Below are 16,463 nucleotides of genomic sequence, written 5' to 3'. Positions count from 1 at the left end.
CTTAAACGGCGGGAATTACAGCATGCTCTTGACCCGCTCCACCGCCTGGCGGGTGGCTTCGGCGTCGCCGAAGGCGGTCAGGCGCACATAGCCCTCGCCGCTGGGGCCGAAGCCCGCGCCGGGGGTAATGGCCACGTTGGCCTTATCCAGCACCAGGTCGAAGAAGTCCCAGGAGCCCATGCCGCCGGGGGTCTTCAGCCAGATATAGGGGGCATTGACGCCGCCGAAGCACTCCAGCCCGGCCGCGGTCAACCCCTCCCGGATGACCTGGGCGTTCTTGTGGTAGTAATTGATGGACTCCATAATCTGGGCGCGGCCCTCGGGGGTATAGATGGCCGCCGCGCCCCGCTGCACCACATAGGGGACGCCGTTGAACTTGGTGGTCTGGCGGCGGTTCCACATGGTGTTCAGCTTGGCGCCGTCCCGCTCCAGCTCCATGGGCACCACGGTATAGGCGCAGCGGTTGCCGGTAAAGCCGGCGGTCTTGGAGAAGGACCGGAACTCAATGGCGCAGGTACGGGCCCCCTCAATCTCAAAGATGGTGTGGGGGATGTCCGGGTCGGTGATGAAGGCCTCGTAGGCGGAGTCGTAGAGAATCACAGAGCCATTCTCATTGGCGTAGTCCACCCACTGCTTCAGCTGCTCCCGGGTGGCCATGGAGCCGGTGGGGTTGTTGGGGAAGCAGAGGTAGATGAGGTCCGCCCGCTCCTTGGGGATCTGGGGCATAAAGCCGTTCTCCTCCAGGCAGGGCATATAGATGAGGTTGCTCCAGCGGCCCTGGGCCTCCACATAGTCCCCGGCCCGTCCGGCCATGGCGTTGGTGTCCACGTACACGGGATACACGGGGTCACACACCGCCACCTTGTTGTCCACACCGAAGATGTCCCCGATGTTGCCGCAGTCGCTCTTGGCGCCGTCGGAGACAAAGATCTCCTCGGGCTTGATGTCCACGCCCCGGGCCTTGTAGTCAAACTGGGCAATGGCCTCCCGCAGGAAGGGGTAGCCCTGCTCCGGGCCGTAGCCGTGGAACCCCTCGTAGGTGCCCATCTCGTCCACCGCCTTGTGCATGGCCTCCGTCACAGCGGGAACCAGGGGACGGGTCACGTCACCGATGGACAGCTTGATAATCTTCGCCTCCGGATGGGCGGCGGTATAAGCGGAAATCCGACGGGCTACCTCGGAAAAGAGATAGCTGCCGGGCAGCTTTCCGTAATTCTCATTGATCTTAACCATATATATCACAGCTCCTTTTCGGCCTTGGCCGCAGCATTCGATGGTTGATATTATCCCCGAATTCTCCCCGCTTGTCAATGGGAAAGGAGGACTGTCCCCGCCCCCGGGCGCATACCTGTGGAGATGAGGTGATGGGAGTTTGAATACGCTGCAGCGACTGTGCGACGCACTCTGGTGCCCCTGGCTTCTGGGGCTTTTTCTGCTCACGGGACTGGTCTATTCCCTGGGCTCCGGCTTTTTCCAGTTGTTCGGCCTCCGGCGGTGGTGGCGCTCCACGGCGGGCTCCCTGTTCCGGCGGCGGGAGGGCACAGGGGGAAGCGGCCTCTCCTCCCTCCAGGCCCTGGCCACTGCCCTGGCCTCCACCATGGGCACCGGCTCCATCGCCGGGGTGGCCACCGCCCTCACCCTGGGAGGCCCGGGGGCGGTGTTCTGGATGTGGGTGTCCGCCTTTCTGGGGATGATGACCGGATGCGGGGAGAAAATCCTCTCCGTCAAGTACCAGCGCCCCGCCCCCGGGGAGGGCCTCCAGGGCGGCCCCATGTTCTACCTCCGGGACGGCCTGGGCGCGCCCCTGCTGGCCGGGTGGTTTGCCCTGGCCTGTCTGCCCGCCACCCTGGCGGGGGGCAGTCTGGTGCAGTCCTCCTCCATCTCCGCCTCCCTGGAGGCCGCCTTCGGGGCTAACCGGGCCGTGGTGGGGCTTTGTACCGCCCTGCTGGCGGGGGCCATTCTGGCCGGAGGGCTGGGACGCATTGCCCGGGTGTCCTCCACACTGGTCCCGGTAATGGCCCTCCTCTATCTGGGCAGCGGCGGGGTCATTCTCCTGCTCAACGCCCACCGCCTGCCCGGAGCTCTGGCCCTCATCGTCTCCAGCGCTCTCTCCCCCGCCTCCGCCCTGGGCGGGGGTGCCGGGTGGACGGTGGCCTCTGCTCTGCGCTACGGGGTGGCTCGGGGCGTATTCACCAACGAAGCGGGGCTGGGCACCTCCGCCATGGCCCACGGGGCCGCCCGGGTGGACTGCCCCGCCCGGCAAGGGATGTGGGGCATCTTTGAGGTGTTTCTCTCCACCCTGCTGGTGTGTACCGTCACCGCCCTGGTCATTCTGGTCAGCGGCCTGTGGCCCCTTCAGGGGGTTCCCGCGCTCTCGGGCGCCCCCCTCACCGCCGCTGCCTTCTCCCAGGTGCTGGGTCCCGCGGGGCAGGGCGTGGTGGCTTTGAGCCTTCTCCTCTTTGCCTTCTCCTCCATTCTGGGCTGGAGCTACTATGGCCAGCAGTGCCTGCGCTTTCTGTCGGGGAGCGACCGCTTTCTTCTCCCCTACCGCGCTGTCTTTCTCCTGTGTGTTCTGGCGGGGGCGGTGTGGGAGCCGGCGGCGGTGTGGCTGCTGGTGGATCTGTGCAACGCCCTCATGGCCCTGCCCAACCTGACCGCTCTGCTTCTGCTCTCGCCCCAGGTTCTGAAGGAACTGAATCCCAGGCGTCTTCGCTGACCCCAGATTTTACCTACATTTTACACAACACAGGGCGAACATTTTACACCGTTCCCTCTATAATAAGGAAACTGTATGCTCATGCTGGATGATTGCGCCCTTTGGCGCTATTTTCCCTTCTTTTGGGCAATACTGATCCCCAGAGGTCGCATTCTTATGGCCTCCGGAAAGGAGTCTGTCCAACCTATGATCTGTGGTCTTGTGGACCTGGGGTCCAATACCATTCGTCTGTCCATTTATCAATGTGAAAACGGCCAGGGCCGCCTGCTGATGAACCGGAAGGTCATGGCCGGTCTGGCCGACTACGTGGAGGCGGGCGCCCTCACCGCCCAGGGCATCCAGGTGGCCTGCGGCGCGGTGGAGGAATACAAGCAGCTGATGAAGAATCTGAACTTCCACCACCTGCACGTCTTTGCCACCGCCTCCCTGCGAAACGTCTCCAACACGGAGGACGCCGCGGGCCGCATCCAGGCGGTGACCGGTCTGCCCGTGGATGTGCTGTCCGGCACGGAGGAGGCCCGCCTCTCCTTCCTGGGGGCGGTGGAGGCCGGGCCCGAGAGCGGTCTGCTCATCGACCTGGGCGGCGGCTCCACGGAGCTGGTGCGCTATGAGGGGCGGGATATTCTCTCCTCCTGCTCCCTGTCTCTGGGCTCCCTGTCCCTGTTCAGCCGGAATGTCTCCGCCCTCCATCCCACCGGCAAGGAGCGTAAGGCCATCCGTGCCCAGGTGAAGGAACAGCTGGAGCGGCATGTCCCCACGCCCCCCTCCGTCGCCCACGGCTGCGGCGTAGGCGGTACTGCCCGGGCCGCCTGCAAGGTGGCCAACTGCCTCTTCGACCGTCCCCGGGACTGCCGGGTGCTCACCGCCCAGGAGCTCAAGCAGATGCTCAAGCGGCTGAAGGACCCCAGCCGCTCAGACCTTCATCTGCTGCTCAAAGCCGCCCCCGACCGCATCCACACCATCATCCCCGGCCTGCTGGCTCTGGACACCATCGCCCGGGTCTACGGTCTGGAGGACATCACCGTCAGCCCCAGCGGCGTGCGGGAGGGCTATCTGCAAGAGAAAATCCTCAAGGGAGGTCAACCCTCATGAACAAGCAATTTGACACCCGCTACACCCAGGACCGGGAGCTGTCCTGGCTGAAGTTCAACGAGCGGGTGCTGGCCGAGGCCAGGGACGAGTCCGTCCCCCTCATGGAGCGGCTGAAGTTTGCCGCCATCTTCACCAGCAATCTGGACGAGTTCTTCATGATCCGGGTGGGCTCCCTCACCGATATGGCCCTGGTGAAGCAGACCCATGTGGACAACAAGAGCGGCCGCACCCCTCAGGAGCAGCTCCAGGCCATTTTCAAGGCGGTGGTCCCCCTCTATAAGCAGCGGGACAAGGTCTTTGACCAGCTGGATCTGCGCCTGCGGGCCTGCAACATCTGCCGGCTGTCCATGGAGGAGCTGGACACCCGGGCCAAAAAGCAGGTGGAGCGCTGGTACCAGGACGAGGTGCGCCCCGTCCTCTCCCCCCTGGTGGTGGACCTCCACCACCCCTTCCCCCACCTGGGCAACAAGCGGCTGACCATCGCCCTGGCCCTGCGCCGGGGGGATCAGGAGTCCTTCGGCTTTCTTCCTCTGCCTCCGGGCATTCCGCCCTTCCTGCGGCTGGATGAGCGGGGCGTCCACTACGTCCTGCTGGAGGACGTGCTCATGGAGTACGCCGGAGACGTGTTCGATCAGTTTACCATTGTGGAAAAGGCGGTCATTGCAGTCACCCGAAACGCCGACATCAGCCCCGAGGACGAGGCCTACGACGTGGATGAGGACTTCCGCCAGCACATGCGCAAGATCGTAAAAAAGCGGGCCCGTCTGGCCCCCGTGCGCCTGGAGATTCAGGGCGGAAAGGGGGAACGGCTGCTCCCCTTCCTGTGTGAGAAGCTGGGCCTCCCCCGGGAGCAGGTGTTCAAGAGCAAGTCTCCCCTCTCCTTGGAATATGTCTATTCCCTCACTGGCCTTCTCTCTCCCGAGAGCACCCAGGCCCTGTGCGATCCCCCCTTCTCCCCCCGCTTCCCCGCCTGTCTCGACCCTCAGCGCCCCATTCTTCCCCAGATTCTCGCCCGGGACGCTCTGGTCTTCTACCCCTTTGAGCAGATGGACCCCTTCCTCCACCTCATTCGGGAGGCCGCCTTCGACCCGGACGTCCTCTCCATCAAAATCACCATTTACCGCCTGGCCTCCCGGGCCAAGCTGGCCGAGTACCTGTCCGCCGCCGCGGAAAACGGCAAGGATGTGACAGTGCTCATGGAGCTGCGGGCCCGCTTTGATGAGCAGAACAACATCCGCTGGGCCGAGCGCATGGAGGAGGCGGGCTGCACCATCTTCTACGGCTCGGAGGGCATCAAGGTCCACTCCAAGATCTGCCTCATTACCCGCCGCACCCGCAGCGGCATCCAGCATATCACCCAGGTGGGCACCGGCAACTACAACGAGAAGACCGCCAAGCTCTATACCGACCTGTGCCTTATGACTGCCGACCCCATCATCGGTGCTGACGCCGCCGCCTTTTTCCAAAATATGGCCATCGGCAACTTCAGCGGCGACTACCAGCGGCTACTGGCCTCCCCCTTCGGCCTGCGCAATAAGGTGATGGCCCTCATGGACCGGGAGATCGCCAAGGGCAAAGACGGCTATATCTTCCTCAAACTCAACTCTATCACCGACCGCATGCTCATTGACAAGCTGGCCCAGGCCTCCCAGGCCGGGGTGGAGATCGACATGAATGTGCGGGGCATCTGCTGCATTATCCCCGGTGTCCCCGGCCTGACGGAGCACATCCAGGTCTTTTCCATCGTGGGCCGCTATCTGGAGCACAGCCGGATCTATCAGTTCGGCCGTGGAGAGGACGCGGATTTATACATCTCCTCCGCCGACTTCATGACCCGCAACACCCAGCGGCGGGTGGAAATCGCCTGCCCGGTGCTGGACAACTGGTGCCGCAAGCGTCTGTTCCATATCATCGATGTGCTTAAGAAGGACAATGTCAAGTCCTGGCAGCTGAAGCCGGGCGGACTTTACCACCCCAAGGAGCCCGGCGACAGTCCCTGCTGCAGCCAGGAGATCTTCCAGTCCGAGTCTGTCCCATGTCCCACCCCGGAGGGACGCCGCAACAGCGGGAAAAAGCATCTTTCTTTCCCGCACTTGGGCCGCCTCTTCCACCGCTGACCCAAACCTGCTCTCCGCCGCCCATTCCCAGTGGCTGCGGAGAGCGGCTTTTTGCACCATAGCGCCACTCTAAAATTGTCAAAAACGTCAAGAGACTTTTGAGAAATTTTATAGTATATTGGGACAAATAACGCATTTCAATCTCTGCCGGTTGAGGCGTTTTTTCTATCTCTACATATTGGAACAGGAGCGGAATCTATCATGGAACAGCTCACTCTGCGCGTCCTGCGGGCCAATCCCGCAGGCAATATTACCCTATACGTCTTGGACCCGGTGGATCCCGCTCTGCGGCCCAAGGTCACAGCCCACCTGCTGGGCATGTCCCAGTTCAAGGCTGAGCAGCTGGCCTACTGCTGCACCCCCGTTATGGGTGGTCAGGGCCGGATTGAAATGGCCGGCGGAGAATTCTGCGGCAACGCAACCCGTGCCTTTGCCATGGTGATGCAGCAGGAGATGGGGGTTCCCTCCCCTTCCACCATGCTGCTGGAGGTCAGTGGCTGTGACCACCTGGTCACCGCCTTCTCCGATCTGAAGGACGGAGCGGCAGAATCGGAGATGCCTCTGCCCCGCAGTGTGCGCACTGTCCAGGCCGGCGGAAAGTCGGGCGTACTGGTGGATCTGGACGGCATTGCCCACCTGGTGGTGGAGGGCGTTGCTCCCAGTCTGGACTTCTTCCAGGAGGTAGAGCCCCTGTTCCAGGAATTCCCCGGTCTGGAGGCCTACGGCGTCATGTTCCTGGACCGCGCCACCAGCCACATCACCCCGCTGGTCAAAGTACCCGCCGCCAACACCCTGGTGTGGGAGGGCAGCTGCGGCTCCGGTTCGGTGGCTTCCGCCATTGCCTGTGCCATGGGCGCCCCCGATGGCCAGTATGCTCAGGACCTCATCCAGCCCGCCGGCGTCATCCGGGTCAAGCTGACCCTGGATCAGGGCCAGGTCACCCAGGTGAGTATCGGCGGCCCCGTCTCTCTGGATTCCGCCATCTCGGTGCAGGTTCCCCTGTAATCCCTCGGGGCGGTCTGAGACAAATTTTCCTTTTTTTGAAAAAAAGAAATTTTTCTCTTGACAATTCGAAATTGTTTGCTATAATAGCATTCGTGCTTACGACAAGTGAGCACGAAATAGCGGGATTGTGTAAGGGTAGCACGACAGACTCTGACTCTGTTTGTGAGGGTTCGAATCCTTCTCCCGCTGCCAAAACAAAACCCTAGAGCCTCAACGGTTCTAGGGTTTTTCTTTTGCTGTTTTCAGGGCTTTGACCCTTTAATTGACCCTTTACAGGTTTGTTATGTACTTCTGCATCCGGGCAGCGCTGTCCTCTTTCATGCGCTCCGATACATGGCCGTAGACATCCAGAGTAAAGGCTGCTGTGGCGTGTCCCAGGTTTCCCTGGACAGTTTTCACGTCGTCCCCATTCTGGAGAGAGAGGACGGCGAAGGTGTGGCGGAGATCGTGTACCCGGCTATCTGGGGCACTGATTTGGACGGCCAGCTTCTTATAGTGATTATAGACCGTCTGAGGGCTGAGGTTGCCTCCTGTGGCTGTGGTGAATACGAGAGCGCTTTTCTGTTCCTCTGCTGTCTGCCAGCCTTCCCACAGTTCCCCGGCTTTAAGGCGCTGTGCTGCCTGCTCCCGCTTGCGGCGCTCCAGTAGCTCCAGAACAAAGGGAGCGGGACGGAGTATGCGAGTTTTGTCGTTTTTCAACGGTGCGAAGGTAAAGCCACCGTCGGCCAGCGGGCGCTTTTGGAGCTGCTTGCTGACCTTTACTGTCCCGGCCTTAAAATCTATACAATCCCAAGTGAGGCCAATGGCCTCTGATTCCCGCAGGCCGGTAAAGAGGATCACTTTTAAGAGAATTTCATATTCATCCCCGGCAGACACCCGGAGAAAATCTTTCACCTGTTCATCTGTGAGCGGGTGAATTTCTTTTTTCTCCACACGGGGGAGAGTGACCCTGCTAGCTGGATTGTCCCGGATGTACTCCACACTGACGGCGGTAGAGAGGCATTTGGTGAGGATACCGTGAATGTTCCGGACACTTTTGGGGGCCATCCCATCTCTTAGGAGCCGATTGTAAAAAGCCTGGATTTGTGGCGTGGTCAACTCCGCCAGCTTTACCGCTCCCAAGCTAGGGACGATGTGGGTTTTGCATTGTGCTTTGTAGTGCTTGACCGTCAGATATTTTTTGTCCCCGGTGTATTCCTGGAGCCATATCTCCACCCATCGGGCCAGCGTCATTTTAGACGGTTCAAAGTAGTCCCCATTGTCCAGAGAGGCCACCGCCTGGGCCAACTTCTTCCGTACTTCTTGCTGAGTGGCTCCGTAGACAGAGCGCTGTACCTGTTTCCCAGTGCCGGGATCACGTCCCACGGTATAGCGGGCCTCCCATCGTCCGTCCTTCCGCTGGCGGATCGTCCCGGCCCCCTGGGCCCCTCTGGTGTTGCTCTTTCTTGGCATTGCAATTCCTCCCTTAAATTGATAGAATGGGAGGGCAGTAGGCCGTCAAAGTTTACTGCCCTTTTAGCCGTCCCTGGTGTTCGCAGCACCAGGGGCGGTTTTTATTATGAATCCTTTTGTTCTGGATCTACTCTGTCCGGCATTTCAATCTCTGTGTTTTTCGCTAAAAGAATATATCTTTCTATGGTCGCTTTTGCAGCATCACTAACTTTAGCTACAGCTGCATTTTTATAAAACCTGGCAGCATCATATACCGGAATTTGGGCTATCATTGAATCCGCTTTTTCATCAAGTACACTTCGTTTAAGCGCATCATTATAAATGCGTCGCTCTTCTATATCTTCGTCTTTTCTATTTATCTCGCTTCTTCGTGCCTGTATTGCCATCATGGCGCTCCTCCATGTATCTCTGGAAAAAGCAAATATGCACTCAGGTGTTAGCACATTGTCCACCAATCCAGCCCATAAATTAAATTCAGAACCTTTGAATTTGGAAGAGTGTAAAAGAGAGACGGATTTATCAGACAACCCTGTATACTGACATACCTGTCGTAGTTCTCCATCTATCTCCTTCACAGGTGACAGTCCTAGTAACCAATCTGTTGAAACACTAAAAAATTTAGACATCTGGAATAAAAACTCAATATCAGGTACCCTATCTCCATTTTCATAAAAGCTAATGCTACCACGGGAAACACCTAGTTCTTTAGCTAGCTGATCCTGATTCATACCACTAGCTTCCCGCAATTCTTTTAAACGCAAAGAAAATGCATCCATTACTCCCATAACGCCCTCCTGCATATATTTGTTGCAAAATATTATTTTTTGCCCTTTTTAGTTGATTGCCTATTATTGTTGTTGTATAATTATATTGTACTACAAAAATAAGCATTATGCAACAACAACATGGAGGTGACTTCTAAATGAGCAACCAGGATATCAGACGAGCAGCGGCAGGGGCCGGGGTAAAACTCTGGCAAATTGCAGACGCTCTAGGAATGGCGGATTGCAGCTTTTCCCGGAAACTCCGAAAGGAACTGCCCCAGGATGAAAAAGAGAAAATCTTTTCTATCATCCAGCGGCTTGCGAAGGAGGTGAGCTAATGGCCGACAAACTAGACCCCCTGGCCGTGTCCCCGGCGGAGTGTGCGAGGCTACTGGGAATAAGTAGGCCGAAGGTTTACGACCTTATCAATCAAGGCGGTTTTCCCTCATTTAAGCTGGGCAGTCGCACGTTGATCAGTGTGGACGGATTGCGGGAATGGATTTCCAGACAGACACAACCGGAGGTGAATGTATGAGTAAGACAAAAAAGAGCCGCCCCAGTGTTGCAGCACCAGGACGGCAGAGCGGAGCGGGGACAGCTTGCGGAGCGGCCACCACTTCCACGTATCAGAATATCACACAAAGTACCGGCGGGCAACCGGGAAAAATCGAAAAACTGTTGTCCCACGGCGCGGAGAACGCCGTCACACTCCAGCATCTTGTAAAACTCACTGAACTACCCGCCCGCCAAGTCCGCCAACAGATTCAGGCGGAACGCTTGCAGGGTGCTCAGATCCTGGCCGACAACGAACACGGCTATTTTTTACCAGGAAGCGAAACCGATGTGGACAACTTTGTCCACAGCATGTACCACCGGGCGCATGAAATCGCCCGTGTCGCCAATGCGGTGCGGCTGAGGGGGCGGCGGCTTGACTGACGTTTTCCGCAAAGTCCGGGAGCGGGTGACAGCGGAGGACGCAGGCCGACACTATGGGTTGCAGTTTGACCGGCGGGGTTGGGCGCTATGTCCATTCCACCATGACCGACACCCCTCTATGTCTTTCAAAAATGGCCGGTTCCGCTGCTGGGTGTGCAACGTCGGCGGAGATTCCATTGACTTGACTTCCCGGCTGCTGAGCCTGGATGCTATAGGCGCTGTACGTCGGCTAAATGAGGATTTCCGGCTTGCCCTCCCGCTCGATCACCAACCCACCCAGACCGAGGTAAATGCAGCCCGCCGCCGTCTAGAGGTAGCCGAAGCACACAGGGCCTTTGAGGAATGGCGCAGCGGTTTTATCAACCGTCTGAACGCCGCATTCCGAGAGGGACACCTGATATTAAAGCACTGTCCAGGCCTGGACAAGCTGACCGAGCGGGAGGCCCTGGTTATTCGCTGGCAAGCCTGTTTTGGATATTGGTCAGACACCTTGACCAACGGCGCGCCGGAGGATCAGGCGCAGATTTACCGAGAAAGGGGGCAAATTTCCAAATGGATCGACAGAGTTTTGAAAACCTCTTAAATGCTGGAGAGTTCAAAACGCCCCCAGAGCAGATACAAGGCCGGACCGCAAAACCAGCAGCTGCCTTTGGGAAGAACAATACGCGCTTTCTATGGTACCCGTATCTTCCCGTCGGCGACTATTCCGTTATGATGGCCGATGGCGGCACAGGGAAAACCGTGCTTTGTTGCGGTATTGCGGCGGCAATCAGCACAGGGAACCCCTTGCCTGGTGAAGAATTCAAAGGAGAAGGAAAGTCCGTTCTGATGATCAGTGCAGAGGACAGCGGCGAGGTCCTACGGGAGCGGCTGGAACTTTCCGGGGCAGATTTAGGACGGGTGTTTATCTTGGATTGTTCGGATTCAATCGGGATGAACTTTTCCACTGGTTATGACGAATTCGAGGCCACCGTAAAAGGCTATGCTCCGTCGCTTGTGATTGTGGACCCGTGGCACGCATTTCTGGGAGCTGACGTGGACATTAACCGGGTAAACGCATTGCGGCCTGTATTCCAAAAGCTGGCCCATTTAGCAAAAAAGTGTGACTGTGCAATGATTCTTGTTTCACACGTCAATAAACGGGCACAGGGTGAAAACGCAAACAACGCCGCCACCGGCAGCAGTGACTTTATCAATGCATCCCGCTCCGCTTTCCGGGTAATTTTTGATGATGACAATGAAGATTGCCGGGTGATGGTCCACACAAAAACAAACTATGCAAGTTACGGGAAATCAGTCCGCTATCGAATAAACGGCGGCGGCGTGGTATGGGATGGATTTTCGGAAATCACGAAACAGACCCTTGAAGCGGCGGCGCGGCGAAGGACTACTCCGTGGGAGATCGTACAGGGAGACAAGGAACATACTGCCACAAGCACCGCTTTGATAGAGGCCCTGGAGACGTCGGCAAATCAATTTGTTGCGACCCGATACACCTATGAGGAATTCAAGCAGCTGCACGGAGAATTGATTTTCGGAGGCGCACAGCCAAAACGAGCACTTGACGCCGTAAGAGAGCGCCTGACAGATGACGGCTATTTCCTAAAAACCGGAATTCAGGTCAAAAAGAACGGAGCTAAAGGTAATGGCTTTATCATTCAGCGGATAGATTCGACCATTACAGAGCAGGTACATATTTAGACGCGCGGTACATGGTTTTTGTTGTGCGCTGGTTTTATGTACTTTGTGTACCCCATCCACCTGGTCCATAAAGTACATAAAACTATATCCTAACAGAAATCATGTACTGCTATTGCCAGAAACCATTAAAGGGATCTATACAGGAACGAGGTGAAAATAATGCTAAACCGTAACGACCAGCAGCTGATTGACCTGTTGAACGAAAAAAATTCACGTCTGCTGCATGAACTGGCCGAACAGCGGCGAGAGATACGGCGACTGAAAAAAACTATCCGAACTATGGAAAAAGCGGCTGAATTAGCAGAAAACGGGCCGCAGGAAGGGGGGATTTGATGACCGCACGACAAACAAAAGCATTAGCGGCACTCTTGACCCAGCCCACAAAGGAAAAGGCGGCAAAGGCGGCGGGGATTGGGCTGACCACGCTAAAGACATATCTTTCCGACCCGGAGTTCCTGGCGGAGTATGAAAAGGCCCTGGGTGGACTCATTGAGGATGCAGCCACACAGGCACGGCAGGTACTTTCCCCCGCGCTGTCCTGCCTGAAAGAAATCATAGCGGACGATGGGCAGCGGGCAGATATCCGCATACAAGCCTGTCGGGCAGCTTTGGAATATGGTTTGCGGATCGTAGAGGCCCAGGACTTTGAGAGACGCTTGAGGGCTTTGGAACAGTCAGGGGGTGATATGATTGAATAAATCCGCAACACGCCGTCTGGAACATCTGGAGGGCGAGGCAGAGCGCCGAAAACCGGCCTGGCTGACCGTTACCACGGCGGACGGGAAAGAGCAGCGGCTTTCTCCCGTGGCAGCCATTGAAACGGCCTGGGCCGGAGGCCCTGGGAGCCTTGTGGATGTGGCCGCTAACCGGCCCGAATATTCGGAACTTGCCGCAACATTGGCCGCAGTATTTGGAAAATAATCGGCTATTTCGGCGGTCTAAAAAAGCAAAGTGCTGACCGCCGTATTTGGGAAATAAACAATAACTTTATCTGAAAGGACTTGATTTTTTGTATACTGGACGAATTCGCGAACTTTTGGCCCAGCAGATTGAGCAGCAGAAAGTCTTTGCACAGCGAAGGGAAAAAATCACCAACGACCGCAATTTAACGGCAGAAGGAAAAAGGGAGCCACTGGCAAGAATTGAGCGCGAGCGTGTGGGCCAGGCAAAAAAGGCGTGGGAATCTATGCTGAAAACGCTTTACGAAATGAAATCTGTTGAGACTGCACCGTTGAGCACGGACGAAGCCGCACGCCTGGCCGTGGCCGCGCAGATCGTCGGTAGCCTTGACCCCGAAGCACCGGAGGCTGACACAGCCCTTGACGCGATTCTCCAGCCCTTCCAGGGGCGTATCCCCGCACAGCGTATCCTTTCTGCTGCCCTCCGTAAAAGTGGCTTTAATGAGCGGGCGAATGGCCTTGAAGGCCGAATTTATGACCCGGATACGCATTATGACGGTTTGGGCTACTATATCCACGACGCCGTAACAAATGGGACGCTTTCCGGGTTGAATGAGCTATACGCCTTTTTGGACGCAATCGACCGAAATGCTCCGAAGGAGAGCGGAGCAAGCCCTATTGAGCCGCGCAAGCCCGGCAGTATTCCTGGCGTGTCCATGTGGTAAGGGGGTATAGCATGAAAAAACTGATTATTGCTTTCTGCCTTGTGTTTGCACTCGCGCTTGCCGGATGCACCGCAGAGAAACCCACCAGCAGCCCCACAGCAAGCGTACAGGCCACACCGGAGGCCGTGACACTGTTCGACACCTCCACCGTGAAAATTGTCCTGGAGGGCACAGAAACCACCGTCACGGACAAGACCACCGGCACCGAATACGGCTTTACCACCACCCGGAAACTCACCACCCAGCAGCCCTCCCTAGAGCAGATGCAAGCCCGTTGCATTGCCCGGACTTCCGCCAACACTGACACCGTGAAAATTGAGCTGGCCGGGGCGCTGATCGTGGTGACTGACAAGACCACTGGACAGGTCTATTACATCGACAGATAAAGCAAGCCCCCGACCTCTCACCGGGCCGGGGGTTCTACTATGTGAGGCGCAAAAGTTTTCCCTTATTTTTTCCCTTTAACCGTTTTTATTGGTGGTAACGCCGTTTCACCAAAGTTAATAAAACTGCCGAAAATTGCACGTTTTAAGGACTATATTTATCCCGGTTTACTTCTATTTTATTTGCATTCTATAATTCGAATCCTTCTCCCGCTGCCAAAAGAAGCATCTGCAAAGCAGATGCTTCTTTTTTATTTCAAGAAACGTAATATGCAAAAAGGGGCGCGAACCGTCTGTTCGCGCCTCTTTTCTCTGATTTCTACTTACTTCTTCATTTCGGCGTCTTGGCTGCCGCCCGGGCCATCACCGCGCACTCCTCCCGGGTCACCAGATCCCGAGGACGTGCCCCGTCCGTCAGGCCCATGGCAACCGCATCTGTCAGCAGCTCCGGCATAGTCGCGCTCTGTTCGCCCAACTCCCGGCGATACTGCTCCATATAGCCCTTCCATTCCTCGTAGGTCACTTCTTCGCCCCCCTCCAATGCCCGGGCCACATCCGCCCGAAAATCATCCATGGTCTTCCCATGTTTGGGAAACCAGTGCATTACATCGCTGTGATTGCTGGCAATTCCTCGGGAATGCCCTTCGCTGTGGCAGAGGACCACTCCGTCAGCCTGCGGATCCAAGCCATACGTCCGGCAGAGCATGGCGGCCAGCTCCACCGCCTGCTGATATGCCGCCTGAAAGTAAGCCTTGTCTTCCAGGCCGTCCTCACAGATCTCAAAGCCGATGTGGGTGTTGTTGGCCGTCCCCCCGGCGTGCCAGCCCCGCATGGTCCAGGGCAGCGTCTGCACAGCTCCCACCGTGCCGTCGGCAAGCTTGCCCACAAAAGCGTGGACACACTTGCTGAGCCCCGCCCGGTTCCAGTGATTTCCCCCGGTGTTATAGCCCAGCGTATCATTTCCCGGAACATACCGGCACACATAGGGATTGTTGGCCCCAGTGGAGTGGACCATCACCCCCTTCGGGGTGATGGTCCGTCCGGCCTTATAGCAGTCATGTTCCGTGAGCAGCTGTTTGTATAGATTCACGTCTGTTTCTCCCCTGTCCCACTGACTTCGACTCTCTCTCATTGGGTCATCTGCCGGACTGCCTGATCCACGCCGGTGGCGGCCAGACCGGATACAATGCCCACCGCAGCGGCAGTCAGAGGATCCCCCGCTGGGAAATCGGGCAGGCCCAAATACAGTGCGGCCACTCCCAGCACACCCCCCACCAGTCCGCAGGCGATGGGGATGTACTTGTCATTGTTCCAGGGGCTGGCCTTGACCACCAGCCCCACCAGGTAACAGATCACCGTGACCGCAGCCACGGAAGCAACGCCAAAATCCATGTTTCCGCACCTCCTTACACAAATCCCACCTGCGCCAGAACGTATCCCACCACGGCGGCAACCACACACAAAATTACCTTTTCCCCGATGGATTCCATTCTCCGGGCGGGTTTATCCCGCTGGGCGTCCTGCCAGGCCACCAGCTTTTTCAGATTGCTCTCGATCCCGCTGAGCTGTACGTCCAGCCTGGAGTCCCGGGCAATCTGATCCCGCTGCCAGTCGTAGAAGGTATTGTGAAATTTCTTGGACTCGTTTTTCCAGTCCTCCAGCGCCTTGATGCGGGGCTCCATGATGCAGTCATTGCACTCCATCAGCCATCACTCACCTTCTGGGTCTCCGCTCCGCTCACCGTCTCCCAGCCCTGGGGATAGGCGTCGGGGGCCCAGGAATTGGAGTCAATGATGGAACGGTAAACCTGTCCGCCGTAGCGGCAGCACTCCCCCGTCTGGTACATGCCCCGGCTCCCCTGGGGCGCCACATATTCCTTAGCCCGGTCAGGGTCCGTGGTGTGGCAGACATCCCAGAGGGAAACCGCCTTGTCGGGAGACCAGTCTCCTGCCTGGCTGGCATCGTGCTGCTGCCACAGCTTATAGACCTGCTCCTGCCACTTGTAAGGGGTACCCACAGGAACCGAGGAGTAGTCTCTCTGTCTCCAGGTGGGGACAGCCTCTTCCTTCTCAATCAGCTCCGTGCCGTCGGCCTCGCCCGACACCGCCCGGGTCGCCAGGGCTGCGGCATCCTCCGCGCCCCGCTTCTTCAGTTCCTCAACTGCCAGTGCTACCACATCAGCCATTGCTCTCCACTCCTTCCTCGTAGGCCGCCTCCAGCTCCTCCTTCAGGGCCTGGCTGCCCTCGCTCTCCAGCTGGGCGATGGTGTCGTCCTTCTGCCGAATCTCCTCCTGCTGGCGGGCCACGGTGCTCTCCAGCTCCGCCACCTGACTCTGATAGCCGGTCACGTCTCCCAGGTACTGCTCGCCCACCTGGAGCACCACCGTGTAACTCCGGGTGGCGGCACTGTACCGGATGTCAGACACCGTGAAGCCGTAGCCTACAGGCAGGATACAGTCTCCCTCAATGGAGGGCTGCTCCCAGTTGATGGCCTCCACCTGCTCCAGAGTGGCCAGCTCCCGTTCAAATACCACCAGGTACTGCCCGTTGCTGCTCCCCCGCATCACCAAACCGCAGGAAACCCCGTCGATCTGGATCTTGCTTCCATATAAGCTCATTTGGTTCACTCCTCTCGGTATGTTCGGGATGTCCTCCCCATTCTGGGCGGGCAGC

General features: G+C 57.7%; 22 protein-coding genes and 1 tRNA gene. 15 read left to right on the top strand and 8 right to left on the bottom strand.

The genetic code is table 11. The features are described from left to right. Positions 1 to 15: 15 nt before the first annotated feature. Positions 16 to 1,233 (bottom strand): LL-diaminopimelate aminotransferase, encoded by a 1,218-nt coding sequence (locus AC3YUO_RS11895; RefSeq protein ID WP_489963257.1) that lies wholly within the window; start codon positions 1,231 to 1,233, stop codon positions 16 to 18. Between the two features lie 139 nt (positions 1,234 to 1,372). Here AC3YUO_RS11895 and AC3YUO_RS11890 point away from each other — a divergent pair, with 139 nt between their 5' ends. The 5 genes from AC3YUO_RS11890 (at position 1,373) to AC3YUO_RS11870 (ending at position 7,122) form a co-directional block, all read left to right on the top strand. After that, positions 1,373 to 2,716 (top strand): alanine/glycine:cation symporter family protein, encoded by a 1,344-nt coding sequence (locus tag AC3YUO_RS11890; RefSeq protein ID WP_489963256.1) that lies wholly within the window; start codon positions 1,373 to 1,375, stop codon positions 2,714 to 2,716. A 186-nt stretch (positions 2,717 to 2,902) separates the two neighbouring features. Beyond that, entirely contained in the window at positions 2,903 to 3,808 is a 906-nt protein-coding gene (locus tag AC3YUO_RS11885) for a Ppx/GppA phosphatase family protein (RefSeq protein ID WP_489963255.1), read from the top strand. Beyond that, positions 3,805 to 5,925 (top strand): polyphosphate kinase 1, encoded by a 2,121-nt coding sequence (gene ppk1 / locus AC3YUO_RS11880; protein WP_489963254.1) that lies wholly within the window; start codon positions 3,805 to 3,807, stop codon positions 5,923 to 5,925. Before AC3YUO_RS11885 ends, ppk1 begins: the two co-directional genes overlap by 4 nt. Positions 5,926 to 6,126: 201 nt before the next feature. Next, positions 6,127 to 6,930, top strand: coding sequence for a histidine racemase CntK family protein (locus tag AC3YUO_RS11875; protein ID WP_489963253.1), 804 nt, complete (start codon positions 6,127 to 6,129; stop codon positions 6,928 to 6,930). A 118-nt stretch (positions 6,931 to 7,048) separates the two neighbouring features. Further along, positions 7,049 to 7,122 (top strand) — tRNA-Gln (locus AC3YUO_RS11870). A gap of 78 nt (positions 7,123 to 7,200) precedes the next feature. On the opposite strand, the gene AC3YUO_RS11865 is transcribed toward AC3YUO_RS11870, so the two are convergent. Continuing rightward, entirely contained in the window at positions 7,201 to 8,382 is a 1,182-nt protein-coding gene (locus AC3YUO_RS11865) for a tyrosine-type recombinase/integrase (protein ID WP_489963252.1), read from the bottom strand. A gap of 104 nt (positions 8,383 to 8,486) precedes the next feature. Next, entirely contained in the window at positions 8,487 to 9,167 is a 681-nt protein-coding gene (locus AC3YUO_RS11860) for a helix-turn-helix domain-containing protein (RefSeq protein ID WP_489963251.1), read from the bottom strand. Positions 9,168 to 9,304: 137 nt separating this feature from the next. On the opposite strand from AC3YUO_RS11860, the gene AC3YUO_RS11855 reads away from it, so the two are divergent. The 10 genes from AC3YUO_RS11855 (at position 9,305) to AC3YUO_RS11810 (ending at position 13,793) form a co-directional block, all read left to right on the top strand. Continuing rightward, positions 9,305 to 9,484, top strand: coding sequence for a hypothetical protein (locus AC3YUO_RS11855; protein WP_489963250.1), 180 nt, complete (start codon positions 9,305 to 9,307; stop codon positions 9,482 to 9,484). Continuing rightward, positions 9,484 to 9,681 carry a helix-turn-helix domain-containing protein gene (locus AC3YUO_RS11850; RefSeq protein ID WP_489963249.1) on the top strand — a complete coding sequence of 66 codons (198 nt, stop codon included), beginning with the start codon at positions 9,484 to 9,486 and terminating at the stop codon, positions 9,679 to 9,681. Before AC3YUO_RS11855 ends, AC3YUO_RS11850 begins: the two co-directional genes overlap by 1 nt. Then, positions 9,678 to 10,082 (top strand): hypothetical protein, encoded by a 405-nt coding sequence (locus AC3YUO_RS11845; RefSeq protein ID WP_489963248.1) that lies wholly within the window; start codon positions 9,678 to 9,680, stop codon positions 10,080 to 10,082. The genes AC3YUO_RS11850 and AC3YUO_RS11845 overlap by 4 nt, the downstream gene beginning before the upstream one ends. A gap of 25 nt (positions 10,083 to 10,107) precedes the next feature. Continuing rightward, complete coding sequence (locus tag AC3YUO_RS11840; RefSeq protein WP_489963281.1) at positions 10,108 to 10,665, top strand: CHC2 zinc finger domain-containing protein; 558 nt, start codon at positions 10,108 to 10,110, stop codon at positions 10,663 to 10,665. Next, positions 10,635 to 11,783, top strand: coding sequence for an AAA family ATPase (locus tag AC3YUO_RS11835; protein ID WP_489963247.1), 1,149 nt, complete (start codon positions 10,635 to 10,637; stop codon positions 11,781 to 11,783). The genes AC3YUO_RS11840 and AC3YUO_RS11835 overlap by 31 nt, the downstream gene beginning before the upstream one ends. 159 nt (positions 11,784 to 11,942) lie before the next feature. Next, a complete protein-coding gene (locus tag AC3YUO_RS11830; RefSeq protein WP_489963246.1) occupies positions 11,943 to 12,116 on the top strand; it encodes a hypothetical protein in 174 nt (57 codons plus the stop codon). Continuing rightward, positions 12,113 to 12,481, top strand: coding sequence for a hypothetical protein (locus AC3YUO_RS11825; protein ID WP_489963245.1), 369 nt, complete (start codon positions 12,113 to 12,115; stop codon positions 12,479 to 12,481). Before AC3YUO_RS11830 ends, AC3YUO_RS11825 begins: the two co-directional genes overlap by 4 nt. Beyond that, complete coding sequence (locus tag AC3YUO_RS11820; RefSeq protein WP_489963244.1) at positions 12,474 to 12,704, top strand: hypothetical protein; 231 nt, start codon at positions 12,474 to 12,476, stop codon at positions 12,702 to 12,704. The genes AC3YUO_RS11825 and AC3YUO_RS11820 overlap by 8 nt, the downstream gene beginning before the upstream one ends. Positions 12,705 to 12,792: 88 nt before the next feature. Then, entirely contained in the window at positions 12,793 to 13,407 is a 615-nt protein-coding gene (locus tag AC3YUO_RS11815) for a hypothetical protein (protein WP_489963243.1), read from the top strand. Between the two features lie 41 nt (positions 13,408 to 13,448). Next, positions 13,449 to 13,793 carry a hypothetical protein gene (locus AC3YUO_RS11810; RefSeq protein ID WP_489963242.1) on the top strand — a complete coding sequence of 115 codons (345 nt, stop codon included), beginning with the start codon at positions 13,449 to 13,451 and terminating at the stop codon, positions 13,791 to 13,793. Positions 13,794 to 14,121: 328 nt separating this feature from the next. Here AC3YUO_RS11810 and AC3YUO_RS11805 read toward each other — a convergent pair whose 3' ends face one another. The 5 genes from AC3YUO_RS11805 to AC3YUO_RS11785 are packed head-to-tail and all read right to left on the bottom strand — an operon-like array spanning position 14,122 to position 16,408. Next, the gene (locus AC3YUO_RS11805) at positions 14,122 to 14,880 is read right to left on the bottom strand and encodes a peptidoglycan recognition protein family protein (RefSeq protein WP_489963241.1); all 759 of its coding nucleotides are present in this window, start codon (positions 14,878 to 14,880) and stop codon (positions 14,122 to 14,124) included. Positions 14,881 to 14,918: 38 nt separating this feature from the next. Then, positions 14,919 to 15,182 (bottom strand): phage holin family protein, encoded by a 264-nt coding sequence (locus tag AC3YUO_RS11800; RefSeq protein WP_489963240.1) that lies wholly within the window; start codon positions 15,180 to 15,182, stop codon positions 14,919 to 14,921. Positions 15,183 to 15,196: 14 nt separating this feature from the next. Beyond that, positions 15,197 to 15,493, bottom strand: coding sequence for a hypothetical protein (locus tag AC3YUO_RS11795; RefSeq protein WP_489963239.1), 297 nt, complete (start codon positions 15,491 to 15,493; stop codon positions 15,197 to 15,199). Then, positions 15,493 to 15,975, bottom strand: a complete 483-nt coding sequence (locus AC3YUO_RS11790) for a hypothetical protein (protein ID WP_489963238.1) — start codon at positions 15,973 to 15,975, stop codon at positions 15,493 to 15,495. Before AC3YUO_RS11790 ends, AC3YUO_RS11795 begins: the two co-directional genes overlap by 1 nt. Continuing rightward, a complete protein-coding gene (locus AC3YUO_RS11785) occupies positions 15,968 to 16,408 on the bottom strand; it encodes a hypothetical protein (protein WP_489963237.1) in 441 nt (146 codons plus the stop codon). Before AC3YUO_RS11785 ends, AC3YUO_RS11790 begins: the two co-directional genes overlap by 8 nt. Positions 16,409 to 16,463: the final 55 nt, after the last annotated feature.

The sequence above is a fragment of the Pseudoflavonifractor sp. HNCC25GI2 genome (assembly GCF_058136395.1).
Note: the sequence above shows the minus strand (reverse complement) of the source record. Positions and strands in the feature narration are given on the sequence as shown.